The 18,757-nt window shown below is 59.3% G+C and carries 16 protein-coding genes; 8 read left to right on the plus strand and 8 right to left on the minus strand.

Annotated elements, in window-relative coordinates; genetic code table 11:
* Positions 1–146: 146 nt before the first annotated feature.
* The 3 genes from QMZ18_RS15255 (at position 147) to QMZ18_RS15265 (ending at position 5,368) form a co-directional block, all read left to right on the plus strand.
* Positions 147–893, plus strand: a complete 747-nt coding sequence (locus QMZ18_RS15255; RefSeq protein ID WP_282607168.1) for a sulfotransferase — start codon at positions 147–149, stop codon at positions 891–893.
* A gap of 348 nt (positions 894–1,241) precedes the next feature.
* Positions 1,242–3,131, plus strand: coding sequence for an ABC transporter ATP-binding protein (locus QMZ18_RS15260; RefSeq protein ID WP_282607169.1), 1,890 nt, complete (start codon positions 1,242–1,244; stop codon positions 3,129–3,131).
* A gap of 389 nt (positions 3,132–3,520) precedes the next feature.
* A complete protein-coding gene (locus QMZ18_RS15265; RefSeq protein WP_282607170.1) occupies positions 3,521–5,368 on the plus strand; it encodes an ATP-binding protein in 1,848 nt (615 codons plus the stop codon).
* Between the two features lie 53 nt (positions 5,369–5,421).
* Here the strand turns inward: QMZ18_RS15265 and QMZ18_RS15270 are convergent, their stop codons facing one another.
* Positions 5,422–6,369, minus strand: coding sequence for a transporter (locus QMZ18_RS15270; RefSeq protein ID WP_282607171.1), 948 nt, complete (start codon positions 6,367–6,369; stop codon positions 5,422–5,424).
* 794 nt (positions 6,370–7,163) lie between these two features.
* On the opposite strand from QMZ18_RS15270, the gene dctP reads away from it, so the two are divergent.
* The 3 genes from dctP to QMZ18_RS15285 all read left to right on the plus strand — a co-directional run bounded on the left by dctP (position 7,164) and on the right by QMZ18_RS15285 (position 10,167).
* Positions 7,164–8,219 carry a TRAP transporter substrate-binding protein DctP gene (dctP, locus tag QMZ18_RS15275; protein WP_282607172.1) on the plus strand — a complete coding sequence of 352 codons (1,056 nt, stop codon included), beginning with the start codon at positions 7,164–7,166 and terminating at the stop codon, positions 8,217–8,219.
* A gap of 84 nt (positions 8,220–8,303) precedes the next feature.
* The gene (locus QMZ18_RS15280) at positions 8,304–8,852 is read left to right on the plus strand and encodes a TRAP transporter small permease subunit (RefSeq protein ID WP_282607173.1); all 549 of its coding nucleotides are present in this window, start codon (positions 8,304–8,306) and stop codon (positions 8,850–8,852) included.
* 1 nt (position 8,853) lies between these two features.
* A complete protein-coding gene (locus tag QMZ18_RS15285) occupies positions 8,854–10,167 on the plus strand; it encodes a TRAP transporter large permease subunit (protein WP_282607174.1) in 1,314 nt (437 codons plus the stop codon).
* 26 nt (positions 10,168–10,193) lie between these two features.
* On the opposite strand, the gene QMZ18_RS15290 is transcribed toward QMZ18_RS15285, so the two are convergent.
* Genes QMZ18_RS15290 through panB form a run of 3 tightly spaced genes read right to left on the minus strand, consistent with a single transcriptional unit; the run spans position 10,194 to position 12,826 of the window.
* Positions 10,194–11,081: a phytanoyl-CoA dioxygenase family protein gene (locus QMZ18_RS15290; protein ID WP_282607175.1), complete on the minus strand. Its 888-nt coding sequence runs from the start codon at positions 11,079–11,081 to the stop codon at positions 10,194–10,196.
* A 42-nt stretch (positions 11,082–11,123) separates the two neighbouring features.
* The gene (locus tag QMZ18_RS15295) at positions 11,124–11,960 is read right to left on the minus strand and encodes a phytanoyl-CoA dioxygenase family protein (RefSeq protein ID WP_282607176.1); all 837 of its coding nucleotides are present in this window, start codon (positions 11,958–11,960) and stop codon (positions 11,124–11,126) included.
* A 5-nt stretch (positions 11,961–11,965) separates the two neighbouring features.
* Positions 11,966–12,826 carry a 3-methyl-2-oxobutanoate hydroxymethyltransferase gene (gene panB, locus QMZ18_RS15300; RefSeq protein WP_282607177.1) on the minus strand — a complete coding sequence of 287 codons (861 nt, stop codon included), beginning with the start codon at positions 12,824–12,826 and terminating at the stop codon, positions 11,966–11,968.
* A gap of 135 nt (positions 12,827–12,961) precedes the next feature.
* Between panB and QMZ18_RS15305 the strand changes: the two genes are divergently transcribed.
* A complete protein-coding gene (locus tag QMZ18_RS15305) occupies positions 12,962–13,456 on the plus strand; it encodes a MarR family winged helix-turn-helix transcriptional regulator (protein WP_282607178.1) in 495 nt (164 codons plus the stop codon).
* A 69-nt stretch (positions 13,457–13,525) separates the two neighbouring features.
* Positions 13,526–14,329 (plus strand): phytanoyl-CoA dioxygenase family protein, encoded by an 804-nt coding sequence (locus QMZ18_RS15310; RefSeq protein WP_282607179.1) that lies wholly within the window; start codon positions 13,526–13,528, stop codon positions 14,327–14,329.
* Positions 14,330–14,518: 189 nt separating this feature from the next.
* Here QMZ18_RS15310 and QMZ18_RS15315 read toward each other — a convergent pair whose 3' ends face one another.
* The 4 genes from QMZ18_RS15315 to QMZ18_RS15330 are packed head-to-tail and all read right to left on the minus strand — an operon-like array spanning position 14,519 to position 18,753.
* Positions 14,519–14,848: a PEP-CTERM sorting domain-containing protein gene (locus QMZ18_RS15315; RefSeq protein ID WP_282607180.1), complete on the minus strand. Its 330-nt coding sequence runs from the start codon at positions 14,846–14,848 to the stop codon at positions 14,519–14,521.
* Entirely contained in the window at positions 14,826–15,458 is a 633-nt protein-coding gene (locus QMZ18_RS15320; RefSeq protein ID WP_282607181.1) for a sarcosine oxidase subunit gamma, read from the minus strand. The genes QMZ18_RS15315 and QMZ18_RS15320 overlap by 23 nt, the downstream gene beginning before the upstream one ends.
* Positions 15,427–18,444, minus strand: a complete 3,018-nt coding sequence (locus QMZ18_RS15325; RefSeq protein WP_282607182.1) for a sarcosine oxidase subunit alpha — start codon at positions 18,442–18,444, stop codon at positions 15,427–15,429. Before QMZ18_RS15325 ends, QMZ18_RS15320 begins: the two co-directional genes overlap by 32 nt.
* Before the next feature lie 15 nt (positions 18,445–18,459).
* Positions 18,460–18,753: a sarcosine oxidase subunit delta gene (locus QMZ18_RS15330; RefSeq protein ID WP_282607183.1), complete on the minus strand. Its 294-nt coding sequence runs from the start codon at positions 18,751–18,753 to the stop codon at positions 18,460–18,462.
* Positions 18,754–18,757 lie beyond the last annotated feature (4 nt).

An 18,757-nucleotide genomic window follows, 5' to 3' on the forward strand; every position in this document is an offset into this window, starting at 1 on the left:
CCGTTATTTTTCTCCTCGGACCGGGGCGTGCCGGCGGCTTCGTGTCCGACGGCACTGCGCGTGAGGCCAGGTTGGCTGGAACCGCTTGCTCGAAATGCGCCGGCGTTCTGTTATGATCTCTTCGCTCATCTGCTCGAGGGATCGCTATGACGCCTGATAATATTCCGCCTCCCGCGATGGTCCTGGGCTGTGGCCGGAGCGGCACCTCTATCTTCGGCGAATTCTTCGATCATCTGGCGATCTACACCTACCGCAGCGAACCACCGTTTGCCGATGTCATGAACGCGGATTTCTCTTCGCCGCTCGCCTTCAAGGTGCCGCGAGAGAGTGCGGGCTTCGCGCCCGACACGGGTCTATCCTTTCCTCTCGCCCGGTTGCGCGCGGCGGTACCGCGCATGCGGTTCTTCTGGATCGTCCGCCATCCGCTGGATGCCGTCTGCTCGCTGAAGGTCGGGATCGGCAAGAACTGGGGGCATCATCCCCGGCCGCCAGGCTGGGAAGACTGGCTGGCGCGTCCTCTGGTCGAGCAGTGCGCGCACCATTGGCAGTATCTCAATGCGCAGGGCTTCGCGCAGGTATCGGACATCGCATCGCTCGTCCGCTTCGAGGATATGATTTCGGACCCCGGTGACTTTGCCCAGCGCGTCTGCGGGGTTCTGGGTCTGAGTTATCCGGATCATCAGCCCGAGTTGGCGTCGTGGGAAGACCGTGTTCAGAACAGCAACAACGCCAGGTTCGTCGAGGCCGAAACCTCACGGGCTTATTCGCGGCCGGACCACTCGGTTCGCATTCAGAGGTGGCGCGAAAACCTCACCGCGCAGGAGCTTGCGCAGGTGATTCCGATCGTAAGTAATACGGCCGGATCTTTCGGGTATCGGCTTCCTGACGGCTGACCTGTCGCCGCGGCGCGCGCCACAATAATGTCTCTGTCCGATAGCATTTAGGGTCTCGACTTTCGCGTCAGGATCGTATAGCTTCCCGTTCGCAGCTAAAGCCATTCGCGGTTGGTCTGACTCCAGAAAACGCGAAGCGCCCTAAGCAGGAGCATGAAGATGGAAATGATGTACGCACTCTCCCCAACCTGGTGAGTTCGCCCTTCGGGGGCGGATCCGCCTTCGAGCCGGCCCGGGTTAGACCCGACAATGCCGGATTTCCATCAATCTCAAAATCATCATCAGCTTTAAACATGACGACGGACTGCCGCGCGCAGTTCTCGCCATCGCGATGCAGGATAAGAGATCATGTTCCGTTTTTTAGAATCCTTTATCGATCCCTTCAGACCCGTCGAGACGACACCGCCCGACCGGCTCTGGCCCTATCTGCTCGATAACCTGAAACCCTTCCGCGGCGTGCTGGCCGTGGTCTCGGTCATGAGCCTATCGGTCGCATCGATCGAGACCGGGCTGATCTACTACGCCGGGCGTCTGGTCGACCTGATGGCCGCCAGCGGCCCCGAGAGCTTTTCGGCGCGGCACGGGCTTGAGCTGGCCGTGGTCGTGCTGCTGATCCTGATCGCGCGGCCGATCGTGATCGTAGGCAGCATCGCGCTGTTGAACCACGGTATGTCGGTCAATCTGCTGGATCAGGTGCGCTGGCGCGCGCACCGGCATCTGCTGGGACAGTCGGTCGGATTCTTTCAGAACGACTTTGCCGGGCGGATCGCCAACCGGGTGATGCAAACCGGGCCGGCGGTGGAAGATTCGACCTATATGTTCTTCGAGGCGATCTGGTACGCGGCGGCCTACGTGCTGGGCGCGGTCCTGATCCTGGTCAGCGCGGACGAGCGGCTGATCCTGCCCATCGCGATCTGGCTGATTGCCTATCTGACGCTGCTTTATGCCCTGATCCCGAAGATCGGCAAGGCCTCGAAGCGCCTATCGGATGCCCGCTCGATGGTGACCGGGCGGATCGTGGATTCCTACACCAACATGCAGACGGTGAAGCTCTTCGCCCATGCCTCACGTGAGGAAGCCTACGCCCGCACGGCCATGGCCATGCACCGGCTGCGCTTCGCCCGGCTGCTACAGCGGATGACCACCATGACGGCGGGGCTGGCCAGCCTGAACGGCGTGCTGATCGTCGCTACGGTCGGGACAGCGGTCTGGCTCTGGCAGCAGGGCGAGACGACGCTGGGCACGGTGGCGGCTGCGGCGGCGCTGACCCTGCGCCTGAACGCCATGACCGGCTGGATCATGTGGGTGACCTCGCAGCTGTTCCAGTATGCCGGTGTGATTAAGGAGGGGATGGAGACCATCTCCCAGCCCCACGAAGTGGTCGATGTGCCACAGGCGCCGGATCTGCTGCTGAACGGCGGCGGGATCCGCTTCCGGCAGGTCGTGCATCTGTACGGCCGGGATCCGGCGCATCAAGACCAGGATGGTCCTGTTGCAGGTGGCCTGCACAGCATCGAGCTGGAAATCCAGCCCGGCGAACGGGTCGGTCTGGTCGGGCGCTCCGGCGCGGGCAAGTCGACCCTGATCAACCTGCTGCTGCGCTTCTACGACGTGGAGCGCGGCTGCATCGAGATCGACGGTCAGGACATCAGCCGGGTGACGCAGGATTCCCTGCGCCGCTCGATCTCGGTGGTGACCCAGGACACGGCGCTGCTGCATCGTTCCGTGCGGGACAACATCCTCTACGGCAAGCCCGATGCCAGCGATGCCGAGATGCGGCGGGCCGCGCGGCTGGTCTATGCCGACGACTTCATCGCCGGTCTGTCCGACCCCAAGGGCCGGCGGGGTTACGACGCGCACGTAGGTGAGCGGGGCGTGAAGCTGTCGGGCGGCCAGCGGCAGCGGATCGCCCTGGCCCGGGCCGTGCTGAAGGACGCGCCGATCCTGGTGCTGGACGAGGCCACATCGGCGCTCGACTCCGAAGCCGAAGGCCTGATCCAGTCGGCCCTGGGCAGCCTGATGACCGAAAAGACCGTCATTGCCATCGCCCACCGTCTGTCCACGATTCAACGCATGGACCGGATCATCGTCCTCGACGATGGCCAGATCGCGGAGCAGGGGACGCACGCCGAGTTGCTGGAACGCGGTGGACTCTACGCGGGCTTCTGGTCGCGTCAGTCGGGCGGCTTCATCGGCACGGAGGCCGATGACGACGAGGAAACCGCGCGGGCGAGTTAGCGGGATGGAGGGCATCGGCCTGGCCTGGTTCGCTGCTTAGAGCAATTTGCGATTAAGTAGACACAAAATTCGCTGCCTCTCTATCAGCAAATTGCTGATCTCGAACGCAAATTTTGAGATCTTGTGATTTAATAAAAACGCAAATCACAATAGGTAAAGCGGCGGGTCAGGCTGGTGTCTTCCTCAGCCTTTGGGTTACGCCCAGTCTCTTCAATTTTAGGGAAAATTAGCGAAGCTTTTACGCGTTTAAGGCAAGGTTTCGGAGACCGCTCCAGGTACTTGTAAAGAGCGGGTATTCTTGGTGTCCGATCTGGCTAGGTAAGGCTTTGGTTTCGCATACCCACTTAACCCATTTTCCCGACCACGCTTCCGTTGAGGCTTTCAACCTCATGCCGAATGCCGTGTGGCTGTTCGATGTCGAGCGGCACGACTTCTGGTGGGGCAATGAGGCGGCAGTCGCCTTTTGGGACTTAACTTCGCTCGAGCAGTTGACCGCCAAAGACCTTTCTTCGGACAGCGAGGGTATCCGGCGGCGGATCGCGCAGTCCTTCGAAGCCGCTGCCGAGCAGGGCATGACCGTGGATCCCTGGACGACCTATCCCAACGGCCAGCCGAAAACCGTCCTGATCAAGCACCGCGCAGTCCTGGTCGGTCCCGACCGCCACAGGGCTGTGATGGGGATTATCTTCGAAGATATCGATATCGGCGAGGAGCCCGAGCATCTGCTGTTCGTCGAGGCGATGCGCTACACCGATGTCTGCGTCACCAGCTACTTTCTGGATGGCGCGCCGGTTTGCCAGAACCCCGCCGCGGCAGAAGCTTATGGCGGATCCGTGCGGAGCAACAGAGCATCTGACACGCCCGTGTTCGTCAGCCGCTTCGAAAACACCGACGAGGGCCGGGAGATCCTGGAAGGCATCGTCGGGAACGGTGCCTGCGGCAGGTTCGAATGCCGGATGAACCGGCTGGACGGGGTCCGCTGGCATTCTCTCGACATTCGCATGAGCCGGCATCCCCTGACGGGGGATCAGGTCTTCGTGGTCTGCGAGGATGACGTGACCGAGCTGCGCGATGCAGTGCGGGCCGCAAATTCGGCCAATGACGCGAAGTCGGCGTTTCTGGCGGTCATGAGCCATGAACTGCGGACTCCCCTGAATGGTATTCTCGGGCTGACGGAAGCGCTGAACGCGGATGACCTGCAGGAAGAACAGCGGGAAATGCTGGGGTCCGTCCAGGAATCCGCCAAAGGACTGCTCACGATCCTCAACGATATCCTCGATCTATCGAAAATCGAGGCTGGAGAGATGCGCCTCGATCCGCATCCCATGAACCTGGCAAAACTGATCGGATCGACAACGGCATTCTGGCGGCCGGCCATCACCGCGAAGGGAATCGATTTCGACGTGGATCGCGGGAATCTGGAAGGTCTTCCGGATGTCGTCGGCGATGCGCTGCGTATTCGCCAGATCCTCTCAAACTTTCTGTCCAACGCCGCCAAGTTTACCGAGACGGGCAGCATTGCAATCCGCAGCAGCGCCGAAGTGCAGACCGCGGGTGAGATCGCCGTCCGCTTCGAAATCCGGGACAGCGGGATCGGCATGTCGGAGGAGGTGCAAGACCGGCTCTTTTCCGCCTTCGTTCAAGCCGACGACAGCACGTCGCGAAAGTACGGCGGCACAGGGCTGGGCCTGAACATCTGCCGCCAGCTGGCGGAACTGATGGGCGGCAGCGTCGGTGTCGAGAGCAGGCCCGGCGAGGGATCCCGCTTCTTCCTCACGCTTGAGCTGAAGGCCGCAGCGGTGCAGCAGGCCGAGAGCCTGGAAGACGACGACCAGGCGCTCGAAGAGCTATTGAAACAACGTAAGAGCATCCGTGTGCTGGTTGCCGACGACAACGCGATCAATCAAAAGATCATTCAGGCCTTTCTGTCGAGTCTGCCCTGCGACCTGACTTTTGTGTCGAACGGTGCCGAGGCCTTACAGGCCGTCAAGTCGCTGGACTTCGATCTGGTCCTGATGGATTCGCAAATGCCGGAAATGGACGGCATGACCGCGACGCGCGAAATCCGTGCTTTACCGATGCCCAAACGTTCGGTGCCGATCATCGCCGTAACCGCAAACGCGTTGGAAGAAGATAAACAACGATACCTCGCGGCCGGCCTGGATGAGCACATCACCAAGCCGATCGAGCGAAAGCTGCTCTATGCAGCGATCCAGCGCCAGACTGCCAAAGGCTGAAGCCCCGAGACCGGAATATCCGGGGCTTCATATCCCTCACGACCGCCTTGCTCCTACATCGACAGCACCAGATCCACGTAGACGCGGTAGTCGAAGATCGTGTCGTCCTTGTCGGTGATGGGGGTTTCCGCGCCCAGGCCGAGCTGAATGTTGTCGTCGAAGCGGTAGCGGAAGCCGCCGCCGGCCGTGACAGTGGTGTCGCGGTCTTCGCTGCCGAAGTTCAGCACGTCCACGCCGTCCAGATCGGCCAGAGCGCCGGTCGTGCGCTTGCCGTTGTCGATCGCGGTGAAGCCGTTGAGCTCCACCAGCGGGAAGAAGCCCTCGAACAGCTCGTAGTCGCCGTGCAGGGAGTAGTGCAGGATCGAGGTATCCTCGTCGGCATCGAGAGCGACGTTAGCGCCGACGCTGGCCTGAAGCCCGAAGTCGCCGTAGACGGTGGAACCGGTCAGGAAGGGATTGAGAAAGCCGTCACCGTCGCCCTGCAACTCAATGCCGCCGGTCTCCAGGTCATTGATCGGAATCTCGTAGCGCAGGCCGGCGGTCAGAATGGTCTCGTCCTCGGGCCGCGAGATCAGTGCGTACTTGAAGCCCAGGGCGACGTTGGCGAAGCCGGATTCGTCGGGCAGGACCTCGTCGAAATCGAAGTCGGCGTAGCCGTCCTTGGTGGCGATGAAGCCCAGGCGGTCGGTGATGGCGACGCGCAACTGGAGTGCCGCGAGATTGACATCGCCACCGCCGGTGACGAAATCGTTGGGCAGGGCGTGATAAAAGTAGAAGGCACGGGCTTCGGTGGTGATATGGGGTGTCTCGTTGAAGATTGGATTGGTCAGGGGGGCGACGTAGCGGCTGTGTTTGCCTTCGCCCAAGGAACCTTCGAGGTCGAAGCCGAAGGGGTTGAAGGTATCGTCCGCCGCCAGAGTCTGTTCGGACGCGGCACCTGCCGCCAATAGGACCGAGAGCGCGGTGATACAGGCCGCGCCTCTGCAACGCCAATTATTCATGTCTTCTCCGTTTCGCTCCGCCGTTCGTATCGGGGCGGAAGCTTGCAGTTTCATTGACCTGCCCTGTGGTCGGCCGGAATTCAGAAACGACCGGCCGCTTGCGGAACCCGAAGGCTCAACGAGAGAAGTCCGTCGTCCTCTACAGGCGCGACAGCGGTTTTGGATCCAAACTAAAAAGAGCGGCCATTTTGGGGGGAGGATCCCGCAGGGCAGCGAAAGAAGAAGGCATATCCAGAGTAGGCACATTGATGCAGGTCAATTCCCTGAAAGGTAGTGACGCGACAGCCTCGGATTCCTATTTCGCGGGTGACCCAGTCACCGGTCTTTCAGCGATGCAACGAATGATTACACGGTTCGGGCATTGTGTGATCCGGATACGATTTGATGATGTCGGAAAGCTATTTCCTGTGTTGAAAAGTAATGCCAGGTGCTCCTCTTCCCAATGTTACTATGGAAGGTTGCCCTGATGTCTGATCGGCTCCAGAAAGCCTCTCCCTGAGGTCAGGTGGATCGCGACGCAGAGCCATAGCGATTTGTTATCGAGCCTATCGCTCGATTATAATTTTTTAGCCCCTTATGCCCCCCACAAAATGAAGGTGGATAGTTTCAGTCTGTCCAAAAGCGACAGAACAATTGACTATATGTTCCAAATGGAACAATTTAGATTGTACCATTTGGAACAATAAATGTGCGGCGAAGCAAGAAAAGCCGCGGTCGCGGTCGGTGCTGACAGGGCCGGCCTGGCAAGGGCCAATCTGATATTGGCTAGCCTGAAATGGGGAGGAGATACCAAAATGAAATCGACGCGAACCGGGATGGTGCTGTTTGCGGCGCTGGGCATGGCCTTCAGCGCCGGAACGAGCACTGCGGCCGAAAACTGGAGCATGGCGACGTCCTGGGGTGGCGGACCACCGCTCGAGACCGCCGCCAAAGGCTTTGCCGAGATGGCTGCCTTCCTGACCAATGATGAAATTAAGATCGAGGTCTTTCCGGGCGGCACGCTCGGCAGCCCACTAAAGGTTACTGAAACCGTCCGCAACGGTGTCGCCGAAATCGGTCATCACTGGGTTGGCTACGATTGGGGCATCGACAAGACGACTGTGCTGTTCGGTGGCTGGACTGGTGGTTTGAATGCTGAAGAGATGATCCATTGGATCTATGAAGGTGGCGGCCTTTCCATGTGGCAGGAATACAAGCGCGACAAATTCGGCGTTGTTTCTTTCCCTTGCGGAATCTATCCGCGCGAAGTGGGCCTGCATTCCACAAAAAAAGTTCAAACGATCGCTGACTTTAAAGGACTCAAGCAGCGCACGGCCGGAGCCTGGGCAGAAATTTCGGCCGAGCTGGGCGTTTCTACCGTGATCCTGCCGGGCGCTGAAGTCTATCCGGCGCTGGAGCGCGGCGTCATCGATGCCGTGGAGTGGTCGACTCCTTATCTCAATAAGTCGGCGGGTTTCTATAAAATCGCGAAGTACATCGTCTTGCCCGGCTATCACCATCCGACCTCAGTGCTGGAGTGCAATGTGAATGCTGAGGTCTGGGACCGGATTGGTGAAAGAAACCAACAGCTTCTTCTTCTGGCCGGAAAACTCACAACCCACAAGGTCTATGAGGAAACCGGGCATGAGGATGCTTCCGCTTACAAGTTCTATGAAGAAAGCGGCAATGAAATCGTCGTCGTCAACGACGAGGTGATTTCGAAAACGCAGGAACTGGCTCAGGCCTGGGCCGACAAAACCTCAGGTGAGCTCGGCGGCTGGTTTACAAAGATCCTTGAGAACCAGCGAGCCTACAAAGCGCTCTGGGCCAATGCCCACAAGTATCGCGACACCAAAGCGCCAGCGAAGTAAAGGCGCCCAGTAAACCGGCGGAGGCCAGGGTCGTGGAGGCAAAGCTCCGCGGCCCCCTTGGCTACCGCCGCAGGGTTTTTTCCGATGCTTGTAATCCTTCGCAGTTTGGTCCGTGGGATCGAAATGATCACGCGCTGGTCTGGCTGGCTCGCTGCCGCTACCGCTGCGCCGCTCATGCTTGCCATGGTGTGGGAGGTCGTTTCTCGCTACGCCTTCAACCAACCGACCTTTTGGGCCTATGAGCTTGGCTATATGCTGATGGGCGCAGGTTTGATGCTTGGCATTGCCTACGCCATGCAAACCCGCAGCCATGTCAGAGTCGACTTTCTCTATGGAGCCCTGCCGCGGCGTGGCCAGGCGCTGGTGGATTTGTTCGGCTTTGTTTTCCTTTTGCCCATGGTCCTATGGATGACCCTCGGCCTCTGGGATTATCTGGTCTACGCCTATGTGAACAACGAAGTCTCGGGTGAAAGCGCCTGGAATCCGGTCGTTTGGCCCTTCCGCGTGACCTTCGTCACCGGCTTTGCCTTCTTTGCTCTCCAAACTCTGGCCGAGATCATCAAGTCCGCGCACACGCTTTTCAGCGGAGTGCAACTCGACACCAGATCCGACAGCGACGGGGCTCGTCTGTAGGATGGATCTCGCTCTTCTTATGTTCCCGGTCCTGCTGATAGCGATTTTCGCGGGGATACCGGTTGCTTATTCGCTGATGGGCGTTTCGCTCGTGTTCGGCATTCTGCGATTCGGCGACAAGGCTGTCTTCCAGTTTGTCACCAAAGTTCAGGATGTTTCGGGAAATTACGTTCTCGCCGCACTTCCGCTGTTTATCTTCATGGGCGCAATGCTCGAAAAATCGGGCATTGCCGAACGCCTGTTCGAGGTCGTGCATCTTTGGACCCGGCGTCTTCCCGGCGGGCTCGCTGTCGGCACCATCCTGATGGGGGTAATCTTCGCAGCGGCCAGCGGTGTGGTGGGCGCGACCGAGACAGTCATCGGGTTACTCGCGATCCCGATCATGATGCGCCATAACTACGACAAGGCGCTCATCTCCGGTACGATCTGTTCTGGAGGCTCACTGGGCACCGTAATCCCACCTTCGGTATTGGTTGTGATCCTGGCACCTGTTGCGGATGTTTCTGTCGGTGATCTGTTTGCAGGGATCCTGTTCCCGGGCCTTATCATGGCAGGCCTTTTCATCCTCTACATCCTTGGACGTTGTATTCTTGACCCTGCCGCCGCGCCCTATGTTGAGCCGGAGGGCCCGGAGCCGGCGCTGTTGGAAAAGATCGGCAAGACGGTGATTGCGATGGTGCCGCCTGTCATCCTGATCTTCATGGTGCTTGGGACGATTTTGCTCGGCTGGGCAACTGCAACCGAAGCGGCAGCCTGCGGTGCTGTCGGTTCCATTGTTTTGACCATGCTGTACAAGAATTTTTCCTTCGGCGTTCTCGTCACCGCTTTCCGTCAGACCCTGCTGATCACCGTGATGGTCCTGACGATACTGCTGGCCGGCAACATTTTTGCTGGTGTGTTCATCGCCTCGGGTGGCCTTGGAGCCATGAAGAGTGTCCTTGCGGCCGCCAATCTGGGCGACTGGGGAACGCTGGCGCTGATACTTTTCCTGACATTTCTCGCTGGCTTTGTGTTGGATCTGGTTTCGGTGATCCTCATCATCATCCCGATCGCCATTCCAATCATCAAGATCATGGGTTTCGACCCGATCTGGTTCTGCATCCTCTTTCTCGTCGTCCTGCAAACCAGCTATTTGACGCCGCCCATGGCGCCCTCAATCTTTTATCTGCGTGGCATCTCTCCGCCGGAAATCACGCTTGGCCATATGTACCGCGGCGTCGTGCCCTTCATCGCGCTGGAAATCATCACTCTGCTGCTGGTGGTTTTCTTCCCGAGCCTCGCTCTTTGGTTGCCATCGCAGTTGATAGGGTTTTGAAGCAGGTCGATCGCCTGCGGCCAGCTCTACGCCGCATCTTCCCCTGACTGCGCTGCGTAGATCGAAGTGTAGCCGCCCGACCAGTCGGGGGGTATCTGGCAAGGCCGCGGATCATGGTGCGCCCATTTCACCGGCTGTCCGCGTATAACCCGATAGGCATGGGACGAGGGGTCGGGATGCGGCGTATAGGGCTTGGCATCGCTGGAGCTGTAACAGTTGAGAAGCAGCGGTCTTGGTTGTTTAGATTTGCTCGCCGGAGAGTAGTGGAGCGTGCGGCAGTTGTGGATCGTGATGGACCCGGCAGGTCCGGTCAGATAGTCGGCCTGACTCATATCCACTTTTGCCGCGTCCTCGTCGCTAAGCATTCCGGTCCAGTTTCCCTTTGCGTCATACTGATCATAGAGCGGTTTGTTGTGCGAACCGGGCAGCACGGCGAGTGGTCCGTTCGACATATCTGTATCCGCCAGATAGCAGCCGATCGTAAAGACGTTGTAGTTGGTGTGCGGGAAGAACTGGATATCCTGATGCCATTTCACCGTGTCACTTTTGTCGAACCATTTGAAGTTCAGTTTCGAGTGATGATAGGTCACGTTGGGGCCGGCGAGATCGGCGGCCACATCTGCCATTAGTCCCGAAGCGAAACCCCAGTAGGCTTCGTGTTGGTCGTCCGGGCGCTTCAGGCGCCGTAAAACGGGACTGTCCTTTGTATGTCCGGGACCAAGATCGAAGATCTTTCCCGACTGCGTCTCAGTTCGGCTTGCGTCGACAAATTCTTCGGTAACCTTCACGAGGTCGGCAAGGAGGTCAGCCGGCACCAGGCTCTCGACACCAATGTAGCCTTTTTCGAAGTAACGCTCACGCTGCGCCTGCGTCAGCACCCGTGCAGGATAGGAAAGAATCTCTTCGGGAGTCATTCTGGATCTCCTCTTTTGGAGGTGGTAACCGGGTAGACGCAATCAGGCGCGCAGCTCTGTTTTGCCAGTGCCCTCATAGACGGCGGCGATCAGGCGCTGCGTCGAATCCGCATGAGTCGCCAACGCCGCTTCATCAAGATCGGCCTCGGGCCCAGGCAACAGGTCGAAGTGACTATAGTTATCGACGCCTCGAACCAGAACCGCGGCGTCTCTCAGTTTTGTCTGGCGTGCTGATGTCGGTATGTAGCGAATGGCAAATCCGATACGGCGCCCGTCGGAATGGTTGGGGTGCGAACCATGGGCGAGAAGTACATGGTGCAAGGAGAACTCCCCGGCGGACAGCGTTACGTCAGTGGCCCTATCCTCGTCCACTTCGACTTCGACCTCCTGTCCGCGGCTCAGCAGGTTGTTCTCGTGAAAGGTATCCTTATGAGGTTGCTGACCGCTTCGATGGCTTCCGGCAAGGAACTTCATCGCACCGTTTTCGACTGAGGCTTCAGAAAGGGCAAGCCATGCGGTGACGATCTTGTCGGTAGGCTCCAGCCCCCAATAGGTGGCGTCCTGATGCCAGGAGACGTAGTTGCCGTCTTTGGCCTCTTTGATAAAAAAGTTCGTCGCCCAGCAAAGGATGTCCGGCCCGATAACGGCTTCGACCGCGTCCAGGATCTTCGGGTTGTGCACCAGTTCGTAGGCCCAGGTGAAGAGGAAATGCGTTTGATGGCGCATGTTCGACTGCAGCGGGCCGCCGTTCAGCGTCTCATGGGCTTCGAGCTGGGCCCGGTAGCCCGCTGCCTCTTTGGCTGTCATGGCCTGGATCGGAAACTGATAACCTTCGCGCTCGAAGGCCTCACGGTTTGCCAATTTACTTTCTGGGGTCATGTTGCTTATCCTTTAACAACCAGCGCAGCCGAAAATTTCGCGGCTTCTTCCGCAGGCATCTTGTAAACATGTTCGCTGTCGGGAAAGGCGCCGGAGCGCACTTCCTCCGCATAATCGGCGAAAGCCTTTGTTGCCACTTCACCGACATTACCATAGCGCTTGGCGAATTTTGGTTTGAAGCTGTCGAAGGATCCGATCAGATCGGCGCCCAGTAAAAGCTGGCCACAACCTGCACCGCCAGCACCGATAGAGAAGGTGAAGATTTCGACTGCATCGTCCACGGCCTTGCCGACTTCGGGCGGTACTGCCTCGATCTCGAAACCAACCGCACCTGCTTCCTCGATCGCCCGGGCGTTGTCGATGATCCTAAAGGCATCCTCCGCCGTCCGGCCCTGCAGCTTGAAACCGCCATAGCTATTGACGAAGTGCGGACACATGCCGACGTGGCTCATGACCGGAACCCCGGCGTCGGCCACCGCTTTGATGATCTCGAACTTTTCGCGTCCGCCCTGCAGCTTCACTGCTTCGGCGCCCGCTTCTTTCATCAGACGCAGTGCGTTCTCAACGGCCAGTTGCGGCGTCGCGTAAGATCCGAAAGGCATGGCAACAATGCAGAGTGTGTTCGGCGCGCCCCGTCGCACGGCCTTGATATGCTCGATCATCTGATCGACCGTCATCGGTAATGTGTTTGGATGCCCGTAGGTTATCATGCCGAGTGAATCACCAACTGCGACGACATCCACGCCGCCGCGCTCGGCCCACTGGGCCATCAGATAGTCGGTGACCGAAGCAAGAACGACGCGCTCGCCTTTGCATTTCTTTTCGTGCAGATCGGGGATCGTAAGTTTCTTAACGGCATCCGACATGCGACACTCCTTAATACCGAATCAAGGTATTTTGTTCCATTTGGAACATTATATCAGCTATAAATTTAGCTCACAAGATTCGTTCCTGCTTCATGGGAGGGGCAAAGGAACCCTTGCATTTGTAACGGAGACCGCATGACTGAACGCCCCGCAGATACGCTCCTGCCTGCATCCAATCCGCGCAATCTGGCGGCGATCTTTGATCGCAATGAGGTCAAGGATACCTATCGGATTTCCTATCTGGCCAACTCGCTTGTGCTGCCCGTCTATGACGATATCAAGCGGGATTTCGGTCTCAATCGCGGCGAATACCTTCTGCTGTTCTGTCTTGCGCACATGCCGGAGTTGACTGCTCAGGACGTCGCGAACATGACAGGTCGTCCGCGTAACTCCATTTCACGTGCGGTGCACCGCATGCTCTCTGAGGGTTATCTCAACCGCATTCCCGACGCCGTCGACGGCCGTCAGGCCTGGCTCACGATTACACGGAAGGGTCGGAAGCTGCATGAGACCATCGTCAAGGGTTTCGAGGCGCGGGAGGAACAGATTCTAGGCGCGCTCGACAAAAAAGAGCGCCAGACTCTGGACCGCATCCTGCAAAAGCTCGTTCTGCATACTGCAGGGCTGTAAAGTAAATGGCGTGAGGCTAATTTTTTCGCTTGAGTTGTCAGGCGCCACTTTGCGGAATAACAAAGAGCGATGACCAGAAATTTTCTGTCCAAAGTTGAACTCCAGGCCTATCGGAATAAAGGCTGGATCGTACCGTCGTATCGACTTCCCGAGACACTGGTCGAAGAGATGCGCGTTGAGTATGCGGCCTTGCTGGCGCGCAATGCCCATCTCGAGAGCGACATCATGCTGGCGCCGCACCAGATCAACGGCGGATCCCAGGGTGTCATTGGCTCGGAAAAGTGGCTGGAATTCGCAACCCGGCCAGAGCTGCTGGAGATCGCCGCGCAGCTGATCGGCGAAGACATCATCCTCTGGGGCACGACGATCTTCGGCAAGCCCGCGCACAACGGCAAGGAGACGCCCTGGCACCAGGACGGGGAGTATTATCCGATCCGGCCGCTGGAAACCCTGACCATCTGGATCCCGCTGGACGATGTGACGCCGGAGAACGGTCCGATGCGGTTTATCCCGGGGTCACACCGGGCGCGCGAAGTCTTTTCTCATTCCTGGGTCGAAGGCGACAACAAAACCATCAACCTTGTTTGCGACGCCGAGCAGTTTGACGAGACCACGGCCGAGGATCTGATCCTGGAAGCCGGGCAAGTGTCATTCCACGACGTCTATATGATCCACGGTTCCCGCGCCAACCGGACCGACAAGCGCCGTGCCGCTTTTATCGTGCGGCTCATGCCGGCGACTTCGCTTTACGATCACGCCCTGGGCGCGGAGATCGGCAAACAGCATCCGGCGCAGGGCTACGGCGTTCGCCCGCTCTATCTGGTGCGCGGGCGGGACGTGAACGGGAACAACAATTTCAGCATCGGGCATTGAAGCCCGATAGAGCAAAATGCGTTTTATCGGACTCAAAATTCTCCGCCTGTCGATCAGCAATAGGCTGATCTCAGACGCGAGTTTTGAGACACTATGGTTCACAGAAACCGCATTGCGCTATAGATAAGCAAAAAGGGCAACGCCTTTCGGGGTTGCCCTTTTGTCGAACCGCTTTGCGGTTTGAAAGCTTTAGCGCAACTTGCGGCGCGTCCAGCCGAGACCGGCAAGACCCAGGCCCAACAGTGCGAGCGTGCCGGGCTCCGCGACCGCGACCACCGGCGTGGCAACGTCGTAACTCGTCGCCTGGATCTGAATTCCGAAGAAACTGGCGCTCGAACACGCCATGCCGCCAACGCAGGTCACGGTGATGCTCGAGAAAGACAGCCCGCCGAACAATGCGGTCAGATCGTTGGTTTCGATTTGAGAGGTACTCTCAACATCAAATACTCTGACAACAGGCTCAATACTGCCATGGTGTTTCGATTGGAGAGAGCAGTTACTGCGTGACCGCAACCCCATATTCTTCCGCTGCGTTCTCGATCCAGCGCCAGAGATACTCCGCGAAGCTGCTTCGGACGTAGATCTCGAAGCTTGGCTTATCGGCCTCCAGGCGATGGAAAACCACCACCGCCTTGGCCATGTCGCTCTGGGCGCAACTGCCCGGGGCGAAGACGCTGTCGTGGAAATCCAGGGTGCAGCCCTTGGCCAGGGTGTCCGCCGCCGAGGCGCCGGAGGCCGCGATGCAGGTGTAGCCTTCGCCAACATCCGTGACCACGGCATGCTGGCCGGCGAGGGCCTCACGCAGCTTGTCGGCGACGGGCGCCGTGTCCGCATCCGTGATGATCCACCACTCGTCCGGGCCGAGCCAGAGCAGGGTGATGTCCTTGCCCGTGTTGACGCTGTTGGGCATCAACGGCGGATCTGCGCCCAGGACCGACTTGACGGCCTTTGTGAACTCTTCCGACTTGGGATTGCCGCGCAGATTGACGATGCGGCGGAACTGACGTTCTGCCATCGTTACACCAGTGTTGCCGTGTTCGGCCGCGATCCGGCTGGGCAGGGCGAGCTGCGACAGCGGGCTCTGTCTGAGATAGGCCTCAACCACGGGTCCGCTCTCCTTCCTTGTCATAGAAAACCACGCCGGTGACCGTGCAGGTCACGACCTTGCCGTCGGCCAGCGGGGCGTAAAGCTTACTGCCCATGCGCGCCCGGCCGCCCTTGATCAGGGCCATGGCGATTGAGCGGCCAACGTTCGGGCTGTGATAGCTGGAGGTCACGTGCCCAAGCATTTTCATGGGGGGCTTGTCTTCGACTTTCTCGACCAGCTGCGCGCCTTCCGGCAGCACCTGTTCGGGGACATCGGTGAGCAGGCCCACCAGCTGCTTGCGGTCATCTTTGGACATATCCGCACGGAACAGCGAGCGGCGACCGACGAAGTCCTTCTTCTTCGAGACAATCCAATCCATGCCCAGATCGAAGGGCGTAACCGAACCGTCGGTTTCCTGGCCGACGATGATAAAGCCCTTCTCGGCGCGCAGCACGTGCATGGCCTCGGTGCCGTAAGGTGTGATGCCATACTTTTCGCCGGCGGTCATGACCGTCTGCCAAAGCGCCGCACCGTAGCTCGCGGGCACATTGATCTCGTAGGAGAGATCGCCGGTGAAGGAGATCCGGAAGACCCGGGCAGGAATGCCTGCGGCCGTGCCTTCGCGCAGGGTCATAAAGGGGAAGGCCTCGGCGGAAAGGTCAATGTCCGTCAATTCGGCCAGAAGATTGCGGGCGTTGGGACCGGCGAGCGAGATGGTGGCGAACTGCTCGGTGACCGAAGTCAGATAGACCTCGAGTTCCGGCCATTCGGTCTGCAAGTACTCTTCCAGATGACCCAGCACCGGCGCGGCGTTGCCGGTGGTGGTGGTCATAAGGAAGTGGTTCTCACCAAGCCGGCTGGTGACGCCGTCGTCCATCACCATGCCGTCCTCACCCAGCATCAGGCCGTAACGGCAGGCGCCGACTTTCAACTGGCTCCAGGCATTGGTGTAGATCCGGTTCAGGAATTCCGCTGCGTCTTTGCCCTGGATGTCGATCTTGCCCAGGGTCGAAGCATCCATCACGCCAAGTGAGTCGCGGCAGGCTTTGACCTCGCGGTTGACCGCCTGATGCATATCCTCGCCGGCAATCGGGAAGTACCAGGGACGCTTCCACTGGCCGACGTCCTCGAAGGCCGCGCCGGCGTGCTCGTGCAGGGCGTGCATCGGCGTCTTGCGGACGGGGTCCAGCAGATCGCCGACGTCGCGTCCAGCGAAGACGCCGAAGGTGACCGGCGTATAGGGTGGTCGGAAAGTGGTGACTCCCACGTTGGGGATTGGACAGCCAAAGTGTCCGGCAACGATACCGATGGCATTGACATTGCTGGTCTTGCCCTGATCGGTGCCCATGCCCGTGGTGGTGTAGCGTTTGACGTGTTCGATCGAGCGGTAGCCTTCACGCAAAGCAAGATGCAGGTCGGCCGCCGTCACGTCGTTCTGAACGTCGACGAAATGCTTACCGCCATGTCCCAGGGGCTTGTCGCCAGGCACCAGCCACATCCATCGGGCAGGCAGGAAGTTCCTGTCCTCGGCTTTGGGTGGGGCCCTCTTGCGGCCCTTGGCCTTGAAACCGGTTTTCGCGGCGGTCGCGATCCCCGCATCGTGTCCCTGAGTCAGGCAGGCGCCCAATCCGAAATTGCCCGAGCAGGCACCAGCCGTGACGGATTCCTGCGCCGGCGTGCCTGGAACAAAGCAGGCGTAGTCGTCGTCGAAGACAATCTTGCCGCGCGACTGGCTATGCAGATGGACAGTAGGGTTCCAGCCGCCGGAGACCGCGACCAGATCACAGTCGATCTTTTCGCCGCCGCCGTAGACTTTTTCGCCGTCTTCGCTCAGCGGCGCGACAAGTACCGCTTTGACCCGCTTGTCACCTGCAGTTGCGATGACGGCGTGATTGCCCAGGATGCGCAGACCGGCTTCGCGGGCCTGCTCGGTCATCGGCCCTTCCGGATCGCTACGCAGATCGACAATAGCCGCAACGTGGATACCGGCCTTATGCAGATCCAGCGCGGCGGCATAGGCACCGTCGTTGTTGGTAAAGATCACGGCCTTCTTGCCCGGCTTGACGCCGTAGCGGTTTACGTAGGTCCGGCAGGCGCTGGCCAGCATGATGCCCGGACGGTCGTTGTCAGAGAAGACCAGCGGGCGTTCGATCGCGCCGGTCGCCAGCAGGACCTGCTTGGCCCGCAGTTTCCAGAGGCGGTGGCGCGGCAGACTGGCGGGTTTGGCGTTTTGGGGCAGGTGATCGGTCAGGTTCTGCATCAGGCCGATGAAGTTGTGATCGAAGTAGCCGTAGCACTGAGTGCGGGTGAGAATACGCACGTTCTCCAGGCCTTCCAGTTCGGCACGAGCTCCCTCGACCCATTCAAGTGCCGGTTGACCCTGGATCTCGGCATCCGCTTCGCTAAGCAGATCGCCACCCAGGGCGTTGTCCTGCTCCGCCAGGATCACCCGCGCGCCAGCTCGACCGGCGGAGAGCGCAGCGGTGAGGCCGGAGGGCCCAGCGCCAACCACAAGCACATCACAATGGGCAAAAGTCTTGTCGTAGCTATCCGGATCCGGACCTTCGGGGGCCTTGCCCAATCCAGCGGCTTTTCGGATCGCGCTCTCATAGGTCATCCAGAAGGAGGCCGGCCACATGAAAGTCTTGTAGTAGAAGCCCGAGGGCAGAAGGCGTGAGGCGAAATTGTTCACGATGCTGACGTCGAACTCAACGCTCGGCCAGCAGTTCTGGGAGGAGGCAACAAGGCCGTCGACCAGCTCGATCTGTGTGGCGCGCAGATTGGGATCGCTGCGTGCGCCTTCACCGACCTGAATCAGGGCGTTGGCTTCCTCGGCACCGGCGGACATGATGCCGCGCGGACGGTGGTACTTGAAGCTGCGTCCGACCAGATGGACGCCATTGGCAATCAGGGCCGAGGCGAGGGTGTCACCCTCGAATCCCAGATAGACCTTACCGTTGAATTGGAAGGAAACGGGCTTGGAGCGGTCGATCAGTCCGCCTTGGGTCAGACGAAAACGTGCGGGCATGTCCGATGTCTCCGTTTAGACGTCATTACGCAGGTCGAGCTTGGGCGGTTTGGCGCCCGTCTCGTAGACCGCGAGGATCTGATAGGAGACTGTGTCGCGCGCGACATTGAACCAACGCCGGCAGCCGCTGGTATGAACCCAGCGCTCCAGGAACACGCCCTTGGTGTTGCTGTTCATGAAGACGTAATCACCCCACTGTTCATCCGTGAGGTTTTCGCTGTCCTTCGGACGTTCGATATGGGCTTCACCGCCGTAAGAGAACTCGGTCTCGAAACGCGGACCGCAATAGGGGCAATTGATTTCAAGCATGGTC

Origin of the sequence: Pelagibius sp. Alg239-R121 (genome assembly GCF_947331435.1) — a bacterium.
GTDB lineage: Bacteria > Pseudomonadota > Alphaproteobacteria > Kiloniellales > Kiloniellaceae > Denitrobaculum.